Here is a 16501-nt window from a genome sequence, read left to right as displayed (position 1 = left end):
CTTTCTGAAAAGCGCAATCGGGTGGGGTATAGAACTTTAGGATAATAAAACCCCGTTCGAGGAAGCGTTGCACAGCGCCCTCAACAGCCAGTCCCCAGCAATCTTGCCTCGACATGTCCATATCTCCTCGGTCCGCGACCGCTTTGCTATCCTTTCCCTGCTAAATGTCTGTGCGCTGTGGTAACGGGCGCTGAAAATTGATCGGTCAAAATGAATTTTGGAAAATCCAACGCCGGTCAATTCCGGCGTTGGTTATGCACGTCACAACATTAGAAGTTGCGCTGGAAGCGGAGGAACCCGCCAAACGCGTGATCGCCGCCCTTATTGGCCAGGGATTTGGTCTTACGGGCACCATCGAACTTGGTGTAGTCGAGTTCGGGTGTGATGGTGAAACCGGGAACCAGTTCGTAAGCGACATTGAGTGCGCCGGCATAGGTGCCTTCGGATTCATAGGCCAACTGCGCGTTGACGGTGGCCTTGTCCGAAGCCTTGGCGGATAGACCACCCCAGAGCGCCCAGTCGCCATTCCACGGGCCGTAATAGGACGAGGTGCGCTTTTCCTTGGCGTGGTCGCCATAACCGGACTGATAGCCGCCCAGAACGAAGGCGGAGAGCGTGTCGGTGAACTTCACGTCCAGGCGCAGCTTGCCGCCCCATTCTTCAACCACCGAATCATAGCCGACAACGCCGGAGACGCCGCCCCAACCCTGTTCGAACTTCACACCACCAATGACATGCGGCACGTAGTCCGTGATCACATGGTCCTTGTCACCCTGCTCCAGGCCGATGAGGGCCGAGAAACCATTGCCGCCGGTGAACGTATAGCTGACCTGGTTATCACCATCGCCGGCATAACCGATGATGCCGTCTTTGATCACGTTGCCGGCAGAACCGGTCCAGGTATCGTACAGCGAGTCGGTGACGCCGATGCGGAAGCCGCCGAGCGAGATATAGGCGTGGGGGATTGCCGCATTGGTGTCGCCGTCGGCATTGTTGAACTGCGTTTCGGCATAGGAGCGCAAGGCACCGAGTTCGGTGTCCGAACGGGCATCGAAGCGGATGGTGGCGCGCGATTTCAGTTTCCAGGTGCCGAGTTTGCCGCCGCCGGAGACATCATCGCCGCCCCTGACATCTACCCGCACATGGCCGCTGACTTTCAGGCATGTCTCGGTTCCGGGGATATAGAAGAAGCCCTTGCCGTATGCATCGCAAACGCGAACATAGTCGATAGCTTCCGGTTCGGCGACGACAACTGCATCGGCAGCGCGTGCGCCAGTGACTGCAACGAGCGCTGCAGCGGAGCCGAGTAGAAGGCTCTTGATGTTCATTTCTGACCTCCAGTCAAAGTTAAAAATGGGTCTGGGCATTCCAATTTGGCTGAAGGACAACCTTGTCCCCATCCCCTAAGTCCTAGAAGAAATGCGATCAACGCCGTTCTTCTGCGACCGAACATACTCGCCATCTCCGGGGTTTCAACCATGAATGTCGGCATGCACACCTTGCGGCGCCTCTATGCCTTATCCCTGTTGCACAAATGACACGAAATCGTCGCGACCCCGGCAAAATCTTTACCACTCATTAATATAGGTAACCGGATTTTCATCAATTCCCACCCATCGATGGCGGAAACGGAACGGCGATTTGACTCGAAATCGGGCATGCATCGCAGGCATATTTGCGGTGTGCGCATCGAATCAAATGCGGCACGCGCTGATTCTGACAGGTGGTTTGCCATGACTTATTTCTATCTCTTTGTAGCCATAATTTTCGAGGTGGCAGCCACATCGGCGCTCAAGCAAGCGGATGGTTTTACAAGGCTTTGGCCATCGCTGATTTGCTTGGCCGGCTATGCAGCGGCCTTCTATTTCCTCTCCATCCTGGTCAAGACCATGCCGGTCGGGATCGTCTATGCCATCTGGTCGGGCGCCGGGATCGTGCTCATCGCCGCAATCGGCTGGTTCTGGTTCAAGCAGCCGCTCGATATGCCGGCAATCATCGGCCTTTCGCTGATTATCGCCGGTGTTCTCATCGTCAACCTGTTCTCCGGAACCGTCGGACACTAGGGTCAGGCAGTCCGGTCAAAGCCGGTTGAATGCCCTGGCCTCCCGTCACCTTTGACTGGAGGTCAGAAATGAACATCAAGAGCCTTCTACTCGGCTCCGCTGCAGCCCTGGTTGCAGTCACTGGCGCACGCGCTGCCGATGCAGTTGTCGTCGCTGAGCCAGAAGCTGTCGAATATGTTCGCGTTTGCGATGCATACGGCAAGGGCTTCTTCTACATTCCCGGTACCGAGACCTGCCTGAAGATCGGCGGCTATCTGCGTTATGACGCCAAGGGCGGCGACAGCGTATACACCGGCGGCCACGTCAATCAGGGCAGCGATCCCGATGGCGACGGCACATACGACAAGCTGACACGTGCAACGATCCGTTTTGATGCCCGTTCGGAAACCGAACTCGGCACACTGCGTTCGTACATTGAAACACGTTTCAACTACCAGAACGGCAACAACAAGTCCTCCATTCCTCAGGCTTACATCGAACTCGGCGGCTTCCGCATCGGTGTTGCTGACGAAATCTTCGGTTCGTGGACCGGTTATGCTGGCGACGTCATCAACGACGACGTGATCAACTATCAGTCCGGCACATCCAACCAGGTTAGCTACACATTCGCAGCTGGCAATGGCTTCTCGGCCATGATCGCTGCTGAACAGGGCGAAACCGAAACCGACAACGACGGCGTTTCGCACGACTACCGCATCAACGATTACATGCCGCATGTCATCGGCGGTGTGAAGTACGAGCAGGGTTGGGGCGGCATCTCGGCTGTTGCAGCTTATGACTCGGTTATCGAAGAGTGGGCCGGTAAGGTTCGTTTGGACGTCAAGATCACCGACACCGTCAAGGCATTCGTCATGGGTGGCTATCAGTCCAACTTCGACGACAACTACTCGATCGGCCACACACGCAGCCTGAACTGGTTCGGCCGCTGGGAAGGCGACTGGGCTGTCTGGGGCGGTCTGTCCGCCAAGGTTTCGGATAAGGCAACTGTCAATGCACAGGTTGCATACGAATCCGAAGGCACCGTTGCTGGTACTTTGAACGTTGCTTACGAGCTCGTTCCTGGCTTCACCATCACTCCGGAAGTCAGCTACACCAAGTTCGATGGTCATCGTAAGGATGTATCGATCCTCAACGGCGGCAACGACGACGCATTCGGTGGCATGATCCGCTTCCAGCGCAACTTCTAATCCTTTCAGGATTTGAGTTCATAAGACCCGGCAGCGCAAGCTGCCGGGTTTTTCTTTGCGCCGCCTTCCGTTTTCCGTTCTTCGCCGCCTGGCGGCCAGCATCGTGTTGATATTCCCACCGACATGGGGCAAGACAGCATTCTGTTCGATTGCCGCAAGGGGAAGACGCCATCCATGCACATTGTTAAAAGCTGGTTCTGGCCCGGTCTGATCACCATTGTGTGTCTGACAACGCTTGCCGGCTGGTTCCTTGCCGAGCCGATGGACCGGCAATTGACCGAAACCGTCGCCGCAGCGCTGGAAGCGGACAACAGCTGGGCCAGCATCGAGGTTGACGGGCGCGATCTGACCCTCAAAGGGGTGGCGCCGTCGGAAGAAGCGCTCGCGTCGGCGCTGAAAATTGCTGATACGACCGATGGCATTCGCGTCGTCGAAAACGCGGCGACGCTTTTGCCGCTGGTCGATCCTTTCAGCTTTGTGGTGACGAAATCGGATCAGGGGATCCTGCTATCGGGCAATGTTCCCTATGGCGATATGCGCGCCAAACTTCTGGCCGCGGCTGAAAATGCCATGCCGGGCATTGAAATCCTCGACGAGATGGCCGTCGCACGCGGCGCGCCGCAGGGATTTGCGGACCTCGCCAATTTCGCCCTGCAGCAGGCATCGCAGCTGATCAGTGGCGAGGTGCGGCTTGCCGGGGAGACCTACAGCATCACTGGAACGGCGGCAAATGCCGCGGACTATGAGGCCGTGACCAACGCATTGAAGACACAACTTCCGGGTAATGGTAGGGTGGGCGCGGTGAAGCTGGCGCCGCCGTCCGCCGGCAATGCCGGGTAAACATCGGCGGGCGTGCCGATTCAGTGCAATCAACGGGAGCGCGGACAATCATGTATCTCATCACCAAGCTATGGCTGTTTCTGCTGGTGGCCGCTCTGGTCGGTTTCTATGTCGGCTGGTCGACCCAGGGCGGCAAGCGCAACTGATCTGTGTTGAAACTGAGGTAACGAGCTGTGGTCATTTTTCTTCTTCAGGCGCTTTTGCTCATTTCAGCTGCGTTCATTATCGGCGCCATTTTGGGTCATTTTTTCAAAAGGTTCTCGCCGAAAACCGATTCTGTTTCTGAGGAATCGACACGCGCCGCCGATGTGCGTCTCGCCGCCGCAACGCATCCGCCGGTTACGCCCGCCAATGACGATGTCGGCAAGCAGGTGTCCGGCCCGGCCATGGTGCCGCCGGCAGAGCCGGTCCCGGCAATGGCATCCCCCGCGTCCGCGCGATCAAGGACCAAGGCACCGGCCCGCAAGACCGCTGCAAGCGATACTGTCCGCGCTGCTCTGCAACAGGACGAGACGCACCGTCCGGCGCTGTTAAAAAATGCGCGGCGGGGAAAGCCGGATCGCCTGTCGGATATCGAGGGAATCGGCAATGTGATCCAGACGGAACTTTATGCTCTGGGCGTGTTTCATTTCGACCAGATCGCGGGCTGGGATGTCGATCAGGCCGCCTGGGTAAGCCGGGCCATCGGTTTCCCCGGCCGTGCCCACCGCGAAAACTGGATGAAACAGGCCGCCGGACTGGTCAAGCAGACGGGCGAAGCGCCGGCAAAAGCAAAGGCTGCTGTGAAGGCCAAGCCCAAGACAGCGCCGAGAAAACCGGCAAAGGGCGGCTAGTCCGCGCGCAAATCAACGCCTGCGCAAAACGCGGCGATCAGCTCGGGCATGCGGCCTGTCTCCAGCAGCGGCGCATGGCCCTGACCCGCGACATTGAACACCTGCAGTGCGCCGTGCCGCCGCGCCATCTCGTCAACGGTTTCCTGCGCCAGCAAAGTGGTGTTTTCACCCCGGATCAGCAGCAGCGGCAGGTCCTTCATCAGCTCGAACTGAGCCCATAAATCCGGCAGTTTTTGCGAATAGTCGATATTTTCCATCGTCTTGCGGAGATTGGGGTCGTAATCCGCGCGGATCACACCATTGTCTTCGCGGTAGATCATGCGGGCGAAACGCTGCCAATCGTCCTGTGTCAGGGCAGGGAAGGCTGCTGCGTGCACCGACCGCTGCAGTTCCGCCGCGTCATTCCAGTCTTTGGGTTGACGCGCGCCATTGAGACAGGCGCTGATCTGCTGCAGGCCTGCGGCGGTTATCTCCGGCCCGATATCATTGAGAATGACGCCTGCGAGAAGCTGCGGCGCGATGGCCGCCAGGATATGCGTGATCAGCCCGCCGCGGGATGTGCCGAGGAAAATCGCCCGGTCGATCTGCAGATGGGCAAGACCGGCGATGACGTCGCCCGCTTCCACCCCGATATTGTAGTGGGTCCAGTCCGGATCGTAGTCCGACAATCCGCGTCCGCGATAATCGACGCTGACGACCGGGCGCGGCGTCTGCGGGTGCTGCGACAAGGACAGTGCGAGATCGTGAAAGTCGCGGCTGTTGCGGGTCAGTCCCGGCAGGCAGATGACCGGCAGCCCGTCGCTTTTGTGCTCGGGCTGGTAAAATCTCATATAGAGATGCAGGCCATCCGGGGCGTCGAAATGAATGTCACGAAATAAATCGGCCAATCCGCAATCCTGTTGTTGAGTGTAGGGCCCGGTTAACGCTGCAGCCTTCCGGCGGTCAGATCGCTCTCGATCTGGGCCTTGCCATAGAGCCGCGATTTGTAGACCTCGTAGTTCTCCATGACGCGCTGCACGTAATTGCGGGTTTCCGTGTAGGGAATGCGCTCGATCCAGTCGACGACCTCGTCGACGGATTTGCCGCGCGGATCGCCGTAACGCGAAACCCACTCATTGGCGCGGTTGGGCCCGGCATTGTATCCGGCAAAGGTCAGGACATAGGAACCGTCGAATTTGGCGATCTGTTCGCCGAGGAACCGTGCGCCAAGGGTGGCGTTATAGGCGGCATCGCCGGTCAGCCTGTCCTTGGAATAGGAAATACCCGCGCGTTTGGCGACATCCTTGGCCGTGCCGGGCAGCAATTGCAGCAGGCCGCGCGCGCCCGCGCTTGAAACGGCACTGGCGTTGAACTCGCTCTCCTGCCGGGCGATGGCATAGGCGAGGGCGGCGCCGGAACCGGAAATATTGGCATTGCCTGGAATGGCGCCAACGGGATGCGACAGGGCGCCGACATCGATGCCGCGCTGTGCCGCAATCTTGCCGACACGCAGGGCGACGAAGTGATTGTTCGTGCGCTCCGCCATGACCGCCAGAAGCGCCAGCTCGCCGGGACTGTCGAGTTCCTGGCTCAGGCTGGTGTACAGAATGGCCGCGCGCTGCGCATAGCCGGTGTCTTCCAGGCGCTGGATGGCGCGCACGGCTTCGCGCTGGGCAAAACGGGCGCGATCCGCATCGCTCGGACGCGGATAGGGCAGTTGCAGGCTCGCCTGTCCCAGCTTGGCGGCGGCCAGCTGGCCGTAGAATGTCGTGCCATAACGGGCCGCGCGGCTGTAATAGTCATTGGCATTGCCGCCCGCGCCCGCTTCAGCGGAACGGCCCAGCCAGTAATAGGCGCGCGATGCGGACATGGGGCGCGACGAAATCTCGGCGATGCGGGCAAAGTGGCGCTGTGCCGTCTGCGGGTCCTTGAGCGCGCGCAGGGCATACCAGCCCGCATGGAATTCTGCCTCGGCGGCGACCGACGGGGTTTCGGCGCTGTGCATGGCCGCGATCTTGTAGGCGCGCTTGGCATCGCCGATATCCAGCAGCTCCCGCGACAGCACGCGCCGTTCCACCCACCAGGCGTCCGGGTCAACAAGCGATGCCGCATCGCGCGGCGCGGTGGCCAAAACGTCGGCCGCTTCCTTGAAGCGCTCCTGACGGCGCAGATACTGCGCCTTGGCAAAGATGTAAGCCGGGTTTGACTGCCAGGAGCCGGTGACAGCAGCCAGTTTCTGAGCGGCATCGGGCGACTTCTGCAGAACCGCGGCAAAGGCCTGATAGAGCACGTCCGCATTGGCAAGCTTGGCGACGCGTCCGGCCGATTTTGCCTTGCCTTCGTAAAGCATGGTCAGCATGCGCGCCAGATGGTCTTCGCGCGGAATGACCTGCGCAAATTCCTTCAGGATCGCCGTTTCCTGTGCATCGTCCAGCTTTTTGGTGCGCCAGAAGGGGCCGAGAACCTGACGGGCACGGGTGGTATTGCCGGTGGCGACAAAGGCACGGGCCAGGATGATGGTGCCTTCGGCCGTCTGCGGCGGGGTGCCGCCAAAGGCATTGATCACCGTTGCCGCCGGCGGATTCTCCTTGAACAGCGCCCGTTCCGAATTGTTGCGGAAGGTCGCCATGCCAGGCCAGCCCGGCAGTTCGGCCGCCGCATGGGCGATTTCCGAGCTGGGAACACCGGGCGCGTTTGACAGGCCGATGGCCCAGGTCAGGATATGCCGGTCCAGCGCGTCGGCGGGTAGTCCGTTGCGGATGCCGAGAGCCTGCTGCACGTCACCGCTCGACAGGGCGTCGAGGCCGCTTTTGAGGCTGCCCGCAATGGCCGACGGCTTTGACGGCTGGGCGATTCCCGCCGTGGTCACCGGATCGGGCTTTGCCATGATCTGCGCTGCAGGGCTGATCCGCGTCTGGGTGGGGGCAAACGGTTTGAGGGTCGGGATGGGCGGCGTTGAATTTTGCGCGAGCGAAGCCGTCGTCACCAGCAGCGATGACGCGAGAAGAACATGACGCAAAACAGAAGTTCTCAGCATTCAGGCAACCAATTTATCGAAAGGATCACACCGCAGCCCCGGATCCAGAACTGTTGGATCAGATAATAATGGCGGACGTGTGAAGGCAATCTTAACGAAAGGTTAGCACGAGCCATTGCTTTTGCGCAAAACATCAATTGCTTTGCTGTTTTTCATCAAGGAAATCATCTTGCCCGGCGAAGGTTGCACGACTATGGTGCGCCACCTCCTGGTTGGTGCCATACTGGCCCGGCCATGATCTAATATTGTTTTCTTGGAGTTCACCATGCTGAAAGGCTCAATCACCGCTCTCGTCACGCCATTCGACCAAAACGGGTCGTTTGACGAGAAAGCCTTTCGCGCATTCCTGGGCTGGCAGATTGCCGAAGGCACCAATGGGTTCGTCCCTGTCGGAACGACGGGCGAATCGCCGACGCTGTCCCATGCCGAGCACAAGCGCGTGGTTGAAGTGTGCATCGAGGAAGCCAAGGGCAAGGTGCCGGTGATTGCCGGTGCGGGCTCCAACAATACGCGCGAAGCCATCGAACTGGCGCAGCATGCCGAAAAGGCCGGGGCGGACGCCATTCTCGTTGTCACGCCCTATTACAACAAGCCGAACCAGCGCGGCCTCTATGCCCACTACAAGGCTGTGGCCGAATCCGTTTCGCTGCCGATCATCATCTACAACATTCCGGGTCGGTCGATCATCGACATGACGCCGGAGACGATGGGTCAGCTGGCGCATGACTTCAAGAACATTGCCGGCGTCAAGGACGCGACAGGCAAGATCGAGCGCGTTTCGGAACAGCGCATCACCTGCGGGCTGGATTTCATCCAGCTTTCCGGTGAGGACGCGACTGCGCTCGGCTTCAATGCCCATGGCGGTGTCGGCTGCATCTCCGTCACCTCGAACATCGCGCCGCGCCTGTGTGCCGAGTTCCAGGCTGCGACCCTGCGGGGCGATTATGCCGGCGCACTCGCCATTCAGGACCGTCTGATGCCGCTGCACAAGGCGCTCTTTATCGAACCCAATCCGACAGGCCCGAAATATGCCCTGGCCAAGCTCGGCAAGATGAACAATTCGCTGCGTTCCCCGCTCGTCCCGATTGAAGCCGCAACTGCGGACCGTATTGATCAGGCGATGAAACATGCGGGTTTGATCAACTGACAATTCAGTTGCAAAGCATTATATAGGCCTCATGAATAAGCCCAAAGCTGCCAAAAAACCCATAACGGTTCGCAAGGTCATTGCCGAGAACCGCAGAGCGCGATTCAATTTCGAGATTCTCGACACGATGGAGGCTGGCATTGTGCTGCAGGGCACCGAGGTCAAATCCCTGCGCAACAACCAGTCCAACATTGCCGAAAGCTATGCCAGTCTAGAAAACGGCGAGTTCTGGCTGATCAATTCCTATATTCCGGAATATCTGCAGGCCAACCGTTTCAATCATGCGCCGCGCCGCCACCGCAAGCTGCTGGTCAGCAAGCGCGAAATGGCACGGCTGGCGCAATCGGTGGACCGCGAAGGCATGACCGTCGTGCCGCTGAAACTCTATTTCAATGATCAGGGCCGGGCGAAGCTCGAGCTTGCCGTTGCCCGCGGCAAGAAACTGCACGACAAGCGCGAGACGGAAAAGCAGCGCGACTGGAATCGTGAGAAGTCACGGCTGCTGCGCGACCGCGGCTGATTGCGCCGGATACGCCGTTAAGCCACCGCGTCCAGATGCGCGCGCACAGCAGCGAACACGTTCTTGAACATCGTTTCGGTCAGGCGTCCGGTATTCGTGTTGTAGCGCGAACAATGATAGCTGGAGAAAATGCGGATATCGCCGATATCGGACTGTCCGCCATGGCTGAACGGAAACTTCGCCACCGGCTGCTTGAGCGACCGGATCGTCGACTGGTGTGCGATGGTGCCAAGGGTCACGATGGCGCGCAGGTTGCGGAACTGCTGGATGGTCGGCGTGAGAAACCGCCGGCAATTGTTGATCTCGCTGCCGACCGGCTTGTTTTCCGGCGGAACACAGCGGACGGCGTTGACGATCGCCGCATTGAGCAGTTGCAGACCGTCATCCGGCCGGGCGGCGAATGTGCCGCGGGAAAAGCCGAACTGCGCAAGCGTGCCATAGAGCAGATCCCCCGCATAATCGCCGGTGAACGGGCGGCCCGTCCTGTTGGCCCCGCGCAGGCCGGGCGCCAGCCCGATGATAAGGAGCTGAACCTGTTCGATGCCGCCCGCGGGCAGGAAGGCAGGGACCGGCGCATTGTGCCATGCGGGTTCTTTCACGCGCCATCCGGCGATGAAATCATGCAGTCGCGGGCAAATCGGGCAGTCGGGGGAGGGTTCAATACTCATGAGGCGCTAAAAAGCACAATGCCGCACGGTTTTCCATGCGGCATTTCCAAATCTTTCGACAAATATCAATCAGCGATTATTAGTAATCGACCTGTTCTTCTTCGACGCGGCGCGGTGCGCGCTCGGAGGCCTCACGGCCGATTTCGCTGCGCAGCGACGTCAGATCAATGAAATGATCCGCCTGACGGCGCAGTTCGTCCGATATCATCGGCGGCTGGGTCGAGAGCGTCGAAACGACGCTGACCTTGCGGCCCTTGCGCTGCAGGGCTTCCACCAGGGAACGGAAATCACCGTCGCCGGAGAAGATAACAAAATGATCCACCGTGTCCGTCAACTGCATGGCATCGACAGCAAGTTCAATGTCCATGTTGCCCTTGATCTTACGGCGGCCAGCAGAATCGGTAAATTCTTTTGCAGGCTTCGTAACAACCTTATATCCGTTGTAATCAAGCCAATCGATCAGCGGGCGTATCGATGAGTATTCCTGATCTTCTACAAGCGCTGTATAGTAATATGCGCGAAGCAAATAGCCTCTCTTCTGGAAAGCGGCAAGAAGTTTGCGATAGTAAATATCAAATCCCAGTACCTTTGAGGCTGCGTAGAGATTTGCACCATCGATAAACAAAACGATCTTTTCACGTGGATCAAACATAATAAGGTTCCATTTCAAAAAGGTGAGCTTCAATTTCAAATCAGCTAGGAGGTAATAAAGCTCGATCTGATCTTATACGAAAGTAGCATATTTACTACGTCGGGTTCGGTGAAAAGCCAATAGCCGGGTGGAAAAATTGTCCGAATTTTGGACCGGGACGCTCACTATATGGTGATTGTTTTTTACTGTTAAACAGCCGGTGTCGAACCTGCCTACGGCTTTTGCTTGTTTTTTCCGTGTAACCGCGTTATGTCCCGCTTAATCCGCTAATTCAGTTAAAAATGAAAGGGGCAGTCCATGGCCCGCGTCACTGTTGAAGATTGCGTTGACAAAGTCGAGAACCGGTTTGAACTGGTTTTGCTCGCCAGTCACCGCGCACGCCTGATTTCACAGGGTGCAGCGATCACCATCGATCGCGACAATGATAAGAATCCGGTTGTTGCCCTGCGCGAAATCGCAGAGGAAACGCTTTCGCCGGGCGACCTCAAGGAAGACCTGATCCATTCGCTGCAGAAGCATGTGGAAGTCGATGAGCCGGAAGCCGTTGCCGTGGTACCGCAGGTCACATCAGCCGACAGCGAAGGCAACGAGATCGTCGAGATCGAAGCAGACGACAATGTTTCCTTCGACAGCATGTCGGAAGAAGAACTGCTGGCCGGCATCGAAGGTCTGGTAGCACCGGAAAAAAGCGACGACTATTAATCAAGTGTCGCGCTCTTAGCGCGACTGATTGCCAGTTCAGGCTATCGTGATGCGTCGCAGTTTTTCTGCGGCGCATTATTTTTGCGTCTTGGTAACGCAATTACCATATATCGCTCGATAATTTAGAGTTTTGGGTTTGGAGGCTTCCGTCCATGATGCGTCAGTATGAGCTTGTCGAGCGTGTTCAGCGTTACAAGCCTGACGTCAATGAGGCGCTGCTCAACAAGGCCTATGTCTATGCCATGCAGAAGCATGGTCATCAGAAGCGCGCATCGGGCGATCCGTATTTTTCCCATCCGCTCGAAGTGGCCGCCATTCTCACCGACATGCATCTGGACGAGGCGACCATTGCCATTGCCCTGCTGCATGACACCATCGAGGATACCTCGGCGACCCGGCAGGAAATCGACACGCTGTTCGGCCCCGATATCGGCAAGCTCGTCGAGGGCCTGACCAAGCTGAAGAAGCTGGATCTCGTCTCGAAAAAGGCCGTGCAGGCGGAAAACCTGCGCAAGCTGCTCCTGGCCATTTCCGACGATGTGCGGGTGCTCCTCGTCAAGCTCGCCGACCGCCTGCACAATATGCGGACGCTGCATCATGTGCCGCCGGACAAGCGTTTGCGCATTTCCGAGGAAACCATGGATATTTATGCGCCGCTCGCCGGGCGCATGGGCATGCAGGATATGCGTGAGGAACTGGAGGGGCTGGCCTTCCGCTACATCAATCCCGAAGCTTTCAACGCGGTAACCAACCGGCTTGCCGAGCTGATGGAAAAGAACCGCAGCACGCTGACACAGATCGAAACCGATCTTTCCAGCCTGTTCGAAAAGCGCGGCATCAAGGCCAATGTCAAAAGCCGGCAGAAGAAGGCCTGGTCGGTGTTTCGCAAGATGGAGAGCAAGGGGCTCTCCTTCGAACAGCTTTCCGACATTTTCGGCTTCCGCGTCGTCGTCGATACGGTCGCCGATTGCTATAATGCGCTCGGCATCATCCATACGACGTGGTCGATGGTTCCCGGCCGTTTCAAGGACTATATCTCGACGCCCAAGCAGAACGACTACCGTTCGATCCATACCACCATCGTCGGTCCATCGCGCCAGCGTGTCGAACTGCAGATCCGCACCCGTGAAATGAACGACATTGCCGAATACGGCGTCGCCGCCCATTCGATCTACAAGGATCGCGGCAGCGCCCAGAATCCGCATGTCATTTCGACGGAAACCAACGCCTATGCCTGGTTGCGGCAAACCATCGAAGCCCTGGCGGAAGGCGATAATCCGGAAGAGTTTCTCGAACACACCAAGCTGGAGCTGTTTCAGGACCAGGTTTTCTGCTTCACGCCGAAAGGCCGGCTCATCGCCCTGCCGCGCGGGGCAACGCCGATCGATTTCGCCTATGCGGTGCACACCAATATCGGCGATAGCTGCGTTGGCGCCAAGGTCAATGGCCGCATCATGCCGCTGATGACCGAACTGCATAATGGCGACGAAGTCGAGATCATCCGCTCCAAGGCGCAGACACCGCCGGCCGCCTGGGAATCGGTCGTCGTCACCGGCAAGGCGCGCGCCGCCATCCGCCGTGCCACGCGCATTGCCGTGCGCAAGCAGTATTCCGGCCTCGGCACGCAGATTCTCGAGCGGGCTTTCGAGCGGGCCGGGAAAGTCTATTCGCGTGATGAACTCAAGAAAGGCCTGCCGCGTCTGGCACGCAAGGAGATCGACGATGTTCTGGCCGCCGTCGGGCGCGGGGAACTGCCGTCCTCCGACGTCATGAAGGCAGTCTATCCGGAATATCAGGACTCCAAGCCCAAGCCGACACAGAGCGAGCGCGAGGAAGGCTGGGTCAATTTCCGCAACACGTCGGGCATGATTTTCAAGATGCCGGAAGGCAGCGACGGCACGGCGGGATGGGAGCCGGGCGGCCCGCACGCCCTGCCGATCCGCGGCGCGAGCCCCGACATGCCCGTGCACTTCTCGCCGGAGGGCGCAGTGCCGGGCGACCGCATCGTCGGCATTCTCCAGCCCGGCGCAGGCATGACCATCTACCCCATCCAGTCATCGGCGCTGATGGCCTATGACGACCAGCCGGAGCGCTGGATCGACGTGCGCTGGGATATCGACGAGAGCAGGCGCGACCGGTTTCCGGCCCGCATCAACATTTCGGCGATCAATGCGCCGGGTTCCCTGGCCGAGATCGCCCAGATCATTGCCGCCAACGAAACCAATATTCACAATCTCTCCATGGTCCGCACGGCGCCTGACTTTACGCAGATGATCGTCGACCTGGAGGTATGGGATCTGAAACATCTCAACCGGATCCTGTCGAAACTCAAGGAAAGCAAGTGCGTCAGCGACGCACAGCGCGTGAACGGATAGAGGGGCACACATGAATACGGATGAAGTTCTGCAGGTATTTCGCGAAGCGGGGGCAGTGCTGGAAGGGCATTTTATCCTGACATCGGGTTTGCGCAGCCCGACATTCCTGCAAAAGGCCCGTGTGTTCATGCACGCCGACAAGACCGAGCGCGTGTGCCGTGCGCTGGCCGACAAGATCAGGAGTGCCGGTCTTGGCCCGATCGACTATGTGGTTGGACCGGCGATCGGCGGCATCATCCCGGCCTATGAGACATCGCGCCATCTCGGCGTTCCGGCCATCTGGGTCGAACGGGAAAACGGCGTGTTCCGCCTGCGCCGCTTCGAAATTGCCAAGGGCGCGCGCGTCGTCATTGTCGAAGATATCGTGTCGACGGGCTTGTCGATCCGCGAAACGGTCACCACCTTGCAGGAACTGGGTGCCGAGGTTCTGGCCGCTGCCTGCATCATCGATCGTTCTGCCGGCAAGACAGATGTCGGCGTGCCGCTGATTGCACTGGCGGAATATGAAGTCCCGGCCTATCCTGCTGACCAATTACCGCCGGAGCTTGCCGCAATTCCGCCCGTTAAGCCTGGTAGTCGTAATATTTGATTAACCAAAAGACGTGAGCGCTGAGCCAGTTGCGCACTCGCTGGCCCCAGCGTCGAGGGACTTGAATACCAATGCTCTTCAAACGGCGTATCAAACCGGGCTTCCGTGAACGGATGCGTACTGCGCTATGGCCGCGCCGCTCGGTCGGCCGGTCGCTGCGCTATTTCGGCAAGCGCGTCCTGCGGCTGCGGGCAACCCCGCACGCCATTGCCGCGGGACTTGCCGCCGGTATTTTTTCCTCGTTCATCCCCATCCTCGGCGTGCATATCGCCGTGGCGCTGGCGATTGCCTGGATCATCGGCGGCAACATCGCCGCCGCCATCCTTGGCACGACGCTCGGCAATCCGCTGTTCCTGCCGTTTATCTGGGGCGCGACGCTGGAGGCCGGACGGTTCATTCTGAGCGGCGGTCCCAGCGACGAGCCTTTCCCGCACCACCTCGGCCATATGCTGCGGCATCTGGATTTCGCTGAATTGTGGGGGCCGATTGTCAAGCCGATGCTGATCGGTGCGGTACCCCTCGGTTTCATCGCCGCCCTGGTGGTCTATTTCCCGACCCGCTGGATCGTTGCCAGCTTCCAGAACCGCCGCAAGGCCGGTTACGCCCTGGAAAAGGTGGCCGAACCCTCATGATCATCGGGATCGGCAGTGACCTGATTGATATAAGACGCATTGAAAAGACATTGGAGCGGCATGGCCAGCGCTTCATCGATCGCGTCTATACGCCGGTCGAGCAGGCCCGTTCCGAACGGCGCAAGCTGCGTGCCGCCTCCTATGCCAAGCGTTTCGCCGCCAAGGAAGCCTGTGCCAAGGCGCTCGGGACGGGGTTATCCGAAGGCGTTTTCTGGCGTGACATGGGGGTGATCAACCTTCCGAGCGGCGCGCCGACGATGCGGCTGACCAATGGTGCCGCCCGTCGGCTTGAGGCGATTCTGCCGGCCGGACATACCGCGCGCATCCATGTGACGATCACCGACGATTTTCCGCTTGCGCAAGCATTCGTGATTATCGAGGCGCTGAAAATCGTGGAATAGCCGCAATCAAACGCCATGAAGCGGGCCTATGTAGCATTGCTCCCTGCTGTTTCAGCGGTTAAGAGGGTGCAGCTAAGAAATTTGGAGATATGACGAGCGTGAGCGACAAATCTGTTGTGAAAAAATCTGGCGGTCTTGGCGAGACGATCAGTGTTGTCGTGCAGGCCCTGCTGCTCGCTCTGGTGATCCGCACCGTGCTGTTCCAGCCGTTCAACATTCCGTCCGGTTCGATGCGCCCGACCCTGCTTGAGGGCGATTATCTCTTCGTTTCGAAATTCTCCTACGGGTTTTCGAAATATTCGATTCCCTTTGCGCCGAACCTGTTTTCCGGGCGCATCTGGGCCAGCGAGCCGCAGCGCGGCGATATCGCTGTGTTCCGCAAGCCAAATGATACGTCGCTGGATTTCATCAAGCGTGTGGTCGGCCTTCCCGGTGACCGCGTGCAGATGCGTGGCGGCGTGCTTTACCTCAACGACGTGGCCGTGCCGCGCGTCAAGGTCGGCCAGATCAACAATCCCGATGTCACCGAAGTCAACCGCCCCGTGGATGTCTACCGCGAGACGCTGCCGAACGGCGTAACCTATGACACGCTCGATCTGACCCCCAATGGCATCGGCGACGATACGCGGGAGTTCGTTGTGCCTGCCGGCCATTATTTCATGATGGGCGACAATCGCGACAATTCCGCCGACAGCCGCTTTGACGTCGGCTACGTGCCCTTCGAGAATTTTATCGGCCGTGCCAACATCATCTTCTTCTCCATTGCCGGCAAGGCAAGCCCGCTGGAACTGTGGCGCTGGCCGTCGGAACTGCGTTTTGACCGTCTGCTTCACAGCGTGAACGGAACCTCTTTCACCCCGAAGAGCCAATGAGCCG

Annotated in this window: 17 protein-coding genes; 12 read left to right on the top strand and 5 right to left on the bottom strand. The window is 58.9% G+C overall.

Features of this window, described 5'->3' with window-relative positions:
* Window positions 1-269: 269 nt before the first annotated feature.
* The gene (locus C5750_RS19845; protein WP_105735948.1) at window positions 270-1328 is read right to left on the bottom strand and encodes a porin; all 1059 of its coding nucleotides are present in this window, start codon (window positions 1326-1328) and stop codon (window positions 270-272) included.
* 405 nt (window positions 1329-1733) lie between these two features.
* On the opposite strand from C5750_RS19845, the gene C5750_RS19840 reads away from it, so the two are divergent.
* The 4 genes from C5750_RS19840 to C5750_RS19825 all read left to right on the top strand — a co-directional run bounded on the left by C5750_RS19840 (window position 1734) and on the right by C5750_RS19825 (window position 4923).
* On the top strand, window positions 1734-2063 hold the full coding sequence (locus C5750_RS19840) for a DMT family transporter (protein ID WP_105736155.1): 330 nt from the start codon (window positions 1734-1736) through the stop codon (window positions 2061-2063).
* A 68-nt stretch (window positions 2064-2131) separates the two neighbouring features.
* Window positions 2132-3250 carry a porin gene (locus C5750_RS19835; protein ID WP_105735946.1) on the top strand — a complete coding sequence of 373 codons (1119 nt, stop codon included), beginning with the start codon at window positions 2132-2134 and terminating at the stop codon, window positions 3248-3250.
* Window positions 3251-3424: 174 nt separating this feature from the next.
* Window positions 3425-4090: a BON domain-containing protein gene (locus tag C5750_RS19830; protein ID WP_158531316.1), complete on the top strand. Its 666-nt coding sequence runs from the start codon at window positions 3425-3427 to the stop codon at window positions 4088-4090.
* 173 nt (window positions 4091-4263) lie between these two features.
* The gene (locus C5750_RS19825; RefSeq protein ID WP_105735942.1) at window positions 4264-4923 is read left to right on the top strand and encodes a hypothetical protein; all 660 of its coding nucleotides are present in this window, start codon (window positions 4264-4266) and stop codon (window positions 4921-4923) included.
* Here the strand turns inward: C5750_RS19825 and C5750_RS19820 are convergent.
* Entirely contained in the window at window positions 4920-5810 is an 891-nt protein-coding gene (locus tag C5750_RS19820) for an alpha/beta fold hydrolase (protein ID WP_245421172.1), read from the bottom strand. The genes C5750_RS19825 and C5750_RS19820 overlap by 4 nt on opposite strands.
* Window positions 5811-5842: 32 nt before the next feature.
* On the bottom strand, window positions 5843-7939 hold the full coding sequence (locus C5750_RS19815; protein WP_105735940.1) for a lytic transglycosylase domain-containing protein: 2097 nt from the start codon (window positions 7937-7939) through the stop codon (window positions 5843-5845).
* 265 nt (window positions 7940-8204) lie between these two features.
* Here C5750_RS19815 and dapA point away from each other — a divergent pair, with 265 nt between their 5' ends.
* Together dapA and smpB are read left to right on the top strand one after the other, a co-directional pair.
* Complete coding sequence (gene dapA / locus C5750_RS19810; protein ID WP_105735938.1) at window positions 8205-9086, top strand: 4-hydroxy-tetrahydrodipicolinate synthase; 882 nt, start codon at window positions 8205-8207, stop codon at window positions 9084-9086.
* A 31-nt stretch (window positions 9087-9117) separates the two neighbouring features.
* Window positions 9118-9606: an SsrA-binding protein SmpB gene (smpB, locus tag C5750_RS19805; protein ID WP_105735936.1), complete on the top strand. Its 489-nt coding sequence runs from the start codon at window positions 9118-9120 to the stop codon at window positions 9604-9606.
* A gap of 17 nt (window positions 9607-9623) precedes the next feature.
* Here the strand turns inward: smpB and C5750_RS19800 are convergent, their stop codons facing one another.
* Both C5750_RS19800 and C5750_RS19795 read right to left on the bottom strand, forming a co-directional pair.
* Entirely contained in the window at window positions 9624-10274 is a 651-nt protein-coding gene (locus C5750_RS19800; RefSeq protein WP_105735934.1) for a uracil-DNA glycosylase, read from the bottom strand.
* 79 nt (window positions 10275-10353) lie between these two features.
* On the bottom strand, window positions 10354-10926 hold the full coding sequence (locus C5750_RS19795) for a LabA-like NYN domain-containing protein (protein ID WP_105735931.1): 573 nt from the start codon (window positions 10924-10926) through the stop codon (window positions 10354-10356).
* A 297-nt stretch (window positions 10927-11223) separates the two neighbouring features.
* Between C5750_RS19795 and rpoZ the strand changes: the two genes are divergently transcribed.
* The 6 genes from rpoZ (at window position 11224) to lepB (ending at window position 16497) form a co-directional block, all read left to right on the top strand.
* Entirely contained in the window at window positions 11224-11628 is a 405-nt protein-coding gene (rpoZ, locus tag C5750_RS19790; RefSeq protein WP_105735930.1) for a DNA-directed RNA polymerase subunit omega, read from the top strand.
* Window positions 11629-11780: 152 nt separating this feature from the next.
* Window positions 11781-14003, top strand: coding sequence for a RelA/SpoT family protein (locus C5750_RS19785; protein WP_105735928.1), 2223 nt, complete (start codon window positions 11781-11783; stop codon window positions 14001-14003).
* Between the two features lie 10 nt (window positions 14004-14013).
* Window positions 14014-14592 (top strand): orotate phosphoribosyltransferase, encoded by a 579-nt coding sequence (gene pyrE / locus C5750_RS19780; protein WP_105735926.1) that lies wholly within the window; start codon window positions 14014-14016, stop codon window positions 14590-14592.
* A gap of 71 nt (window positions 14593-14663) precedes the next feature.
* Window positions 14664-15224, top strand: a complete 561-nt coding sequence (locus C5750_RS19775) for a DUF2062 domain-containing protein (RefSeq protein WP_105735924.1) — start codon at window positions 14664-14666, stop codon at window positions 15222-15224.
* Window positions 15221-15625 carry a holo-ACP synthase gene (gene acpS / locus C5750_RS19770; protein WP_105735922.1) on the top strand — a complete coding sequence of 135 codons (405 nt, stop codon included), beginning with the start codon at window positions 15221-15223 and terminating at the stop codon, window positions 15623-15625. Before C5750_RS19775 ends, acpS begins: the two co-directional genes overlap by 4 nt.
* Window positions 15626-15714: 89 nt before the next feature.
* Entirely contained in the window at window positions 15715-16497 is a 783-nt protein-coding gene (gene lepB / locus C5750_RS19765) for a signal peptidase I (RefSeq protein ID WP_105735920.1), read from the top strand.
* Window positions 16498-16501: the final 4 nt, after the last annotated feature.

Source organism: Phyllobacterium myrsinacearum (assembly GCF_002980555.1).
In the GTDB taxonomy this organism is placed as follows: domain Bacteria; phylum Pseudomonadota; class Alphaproteobacteria; order Rhizobiales; family Rhizobiaceae; genus Phyllobacterium; species Phyllobacterium myrsinacearum.
The sequence above is the reverse complement of the archived record's forward strand: the minus strand, read 5'-3'. Positions and strand labels throughout refer to the sequence as shown.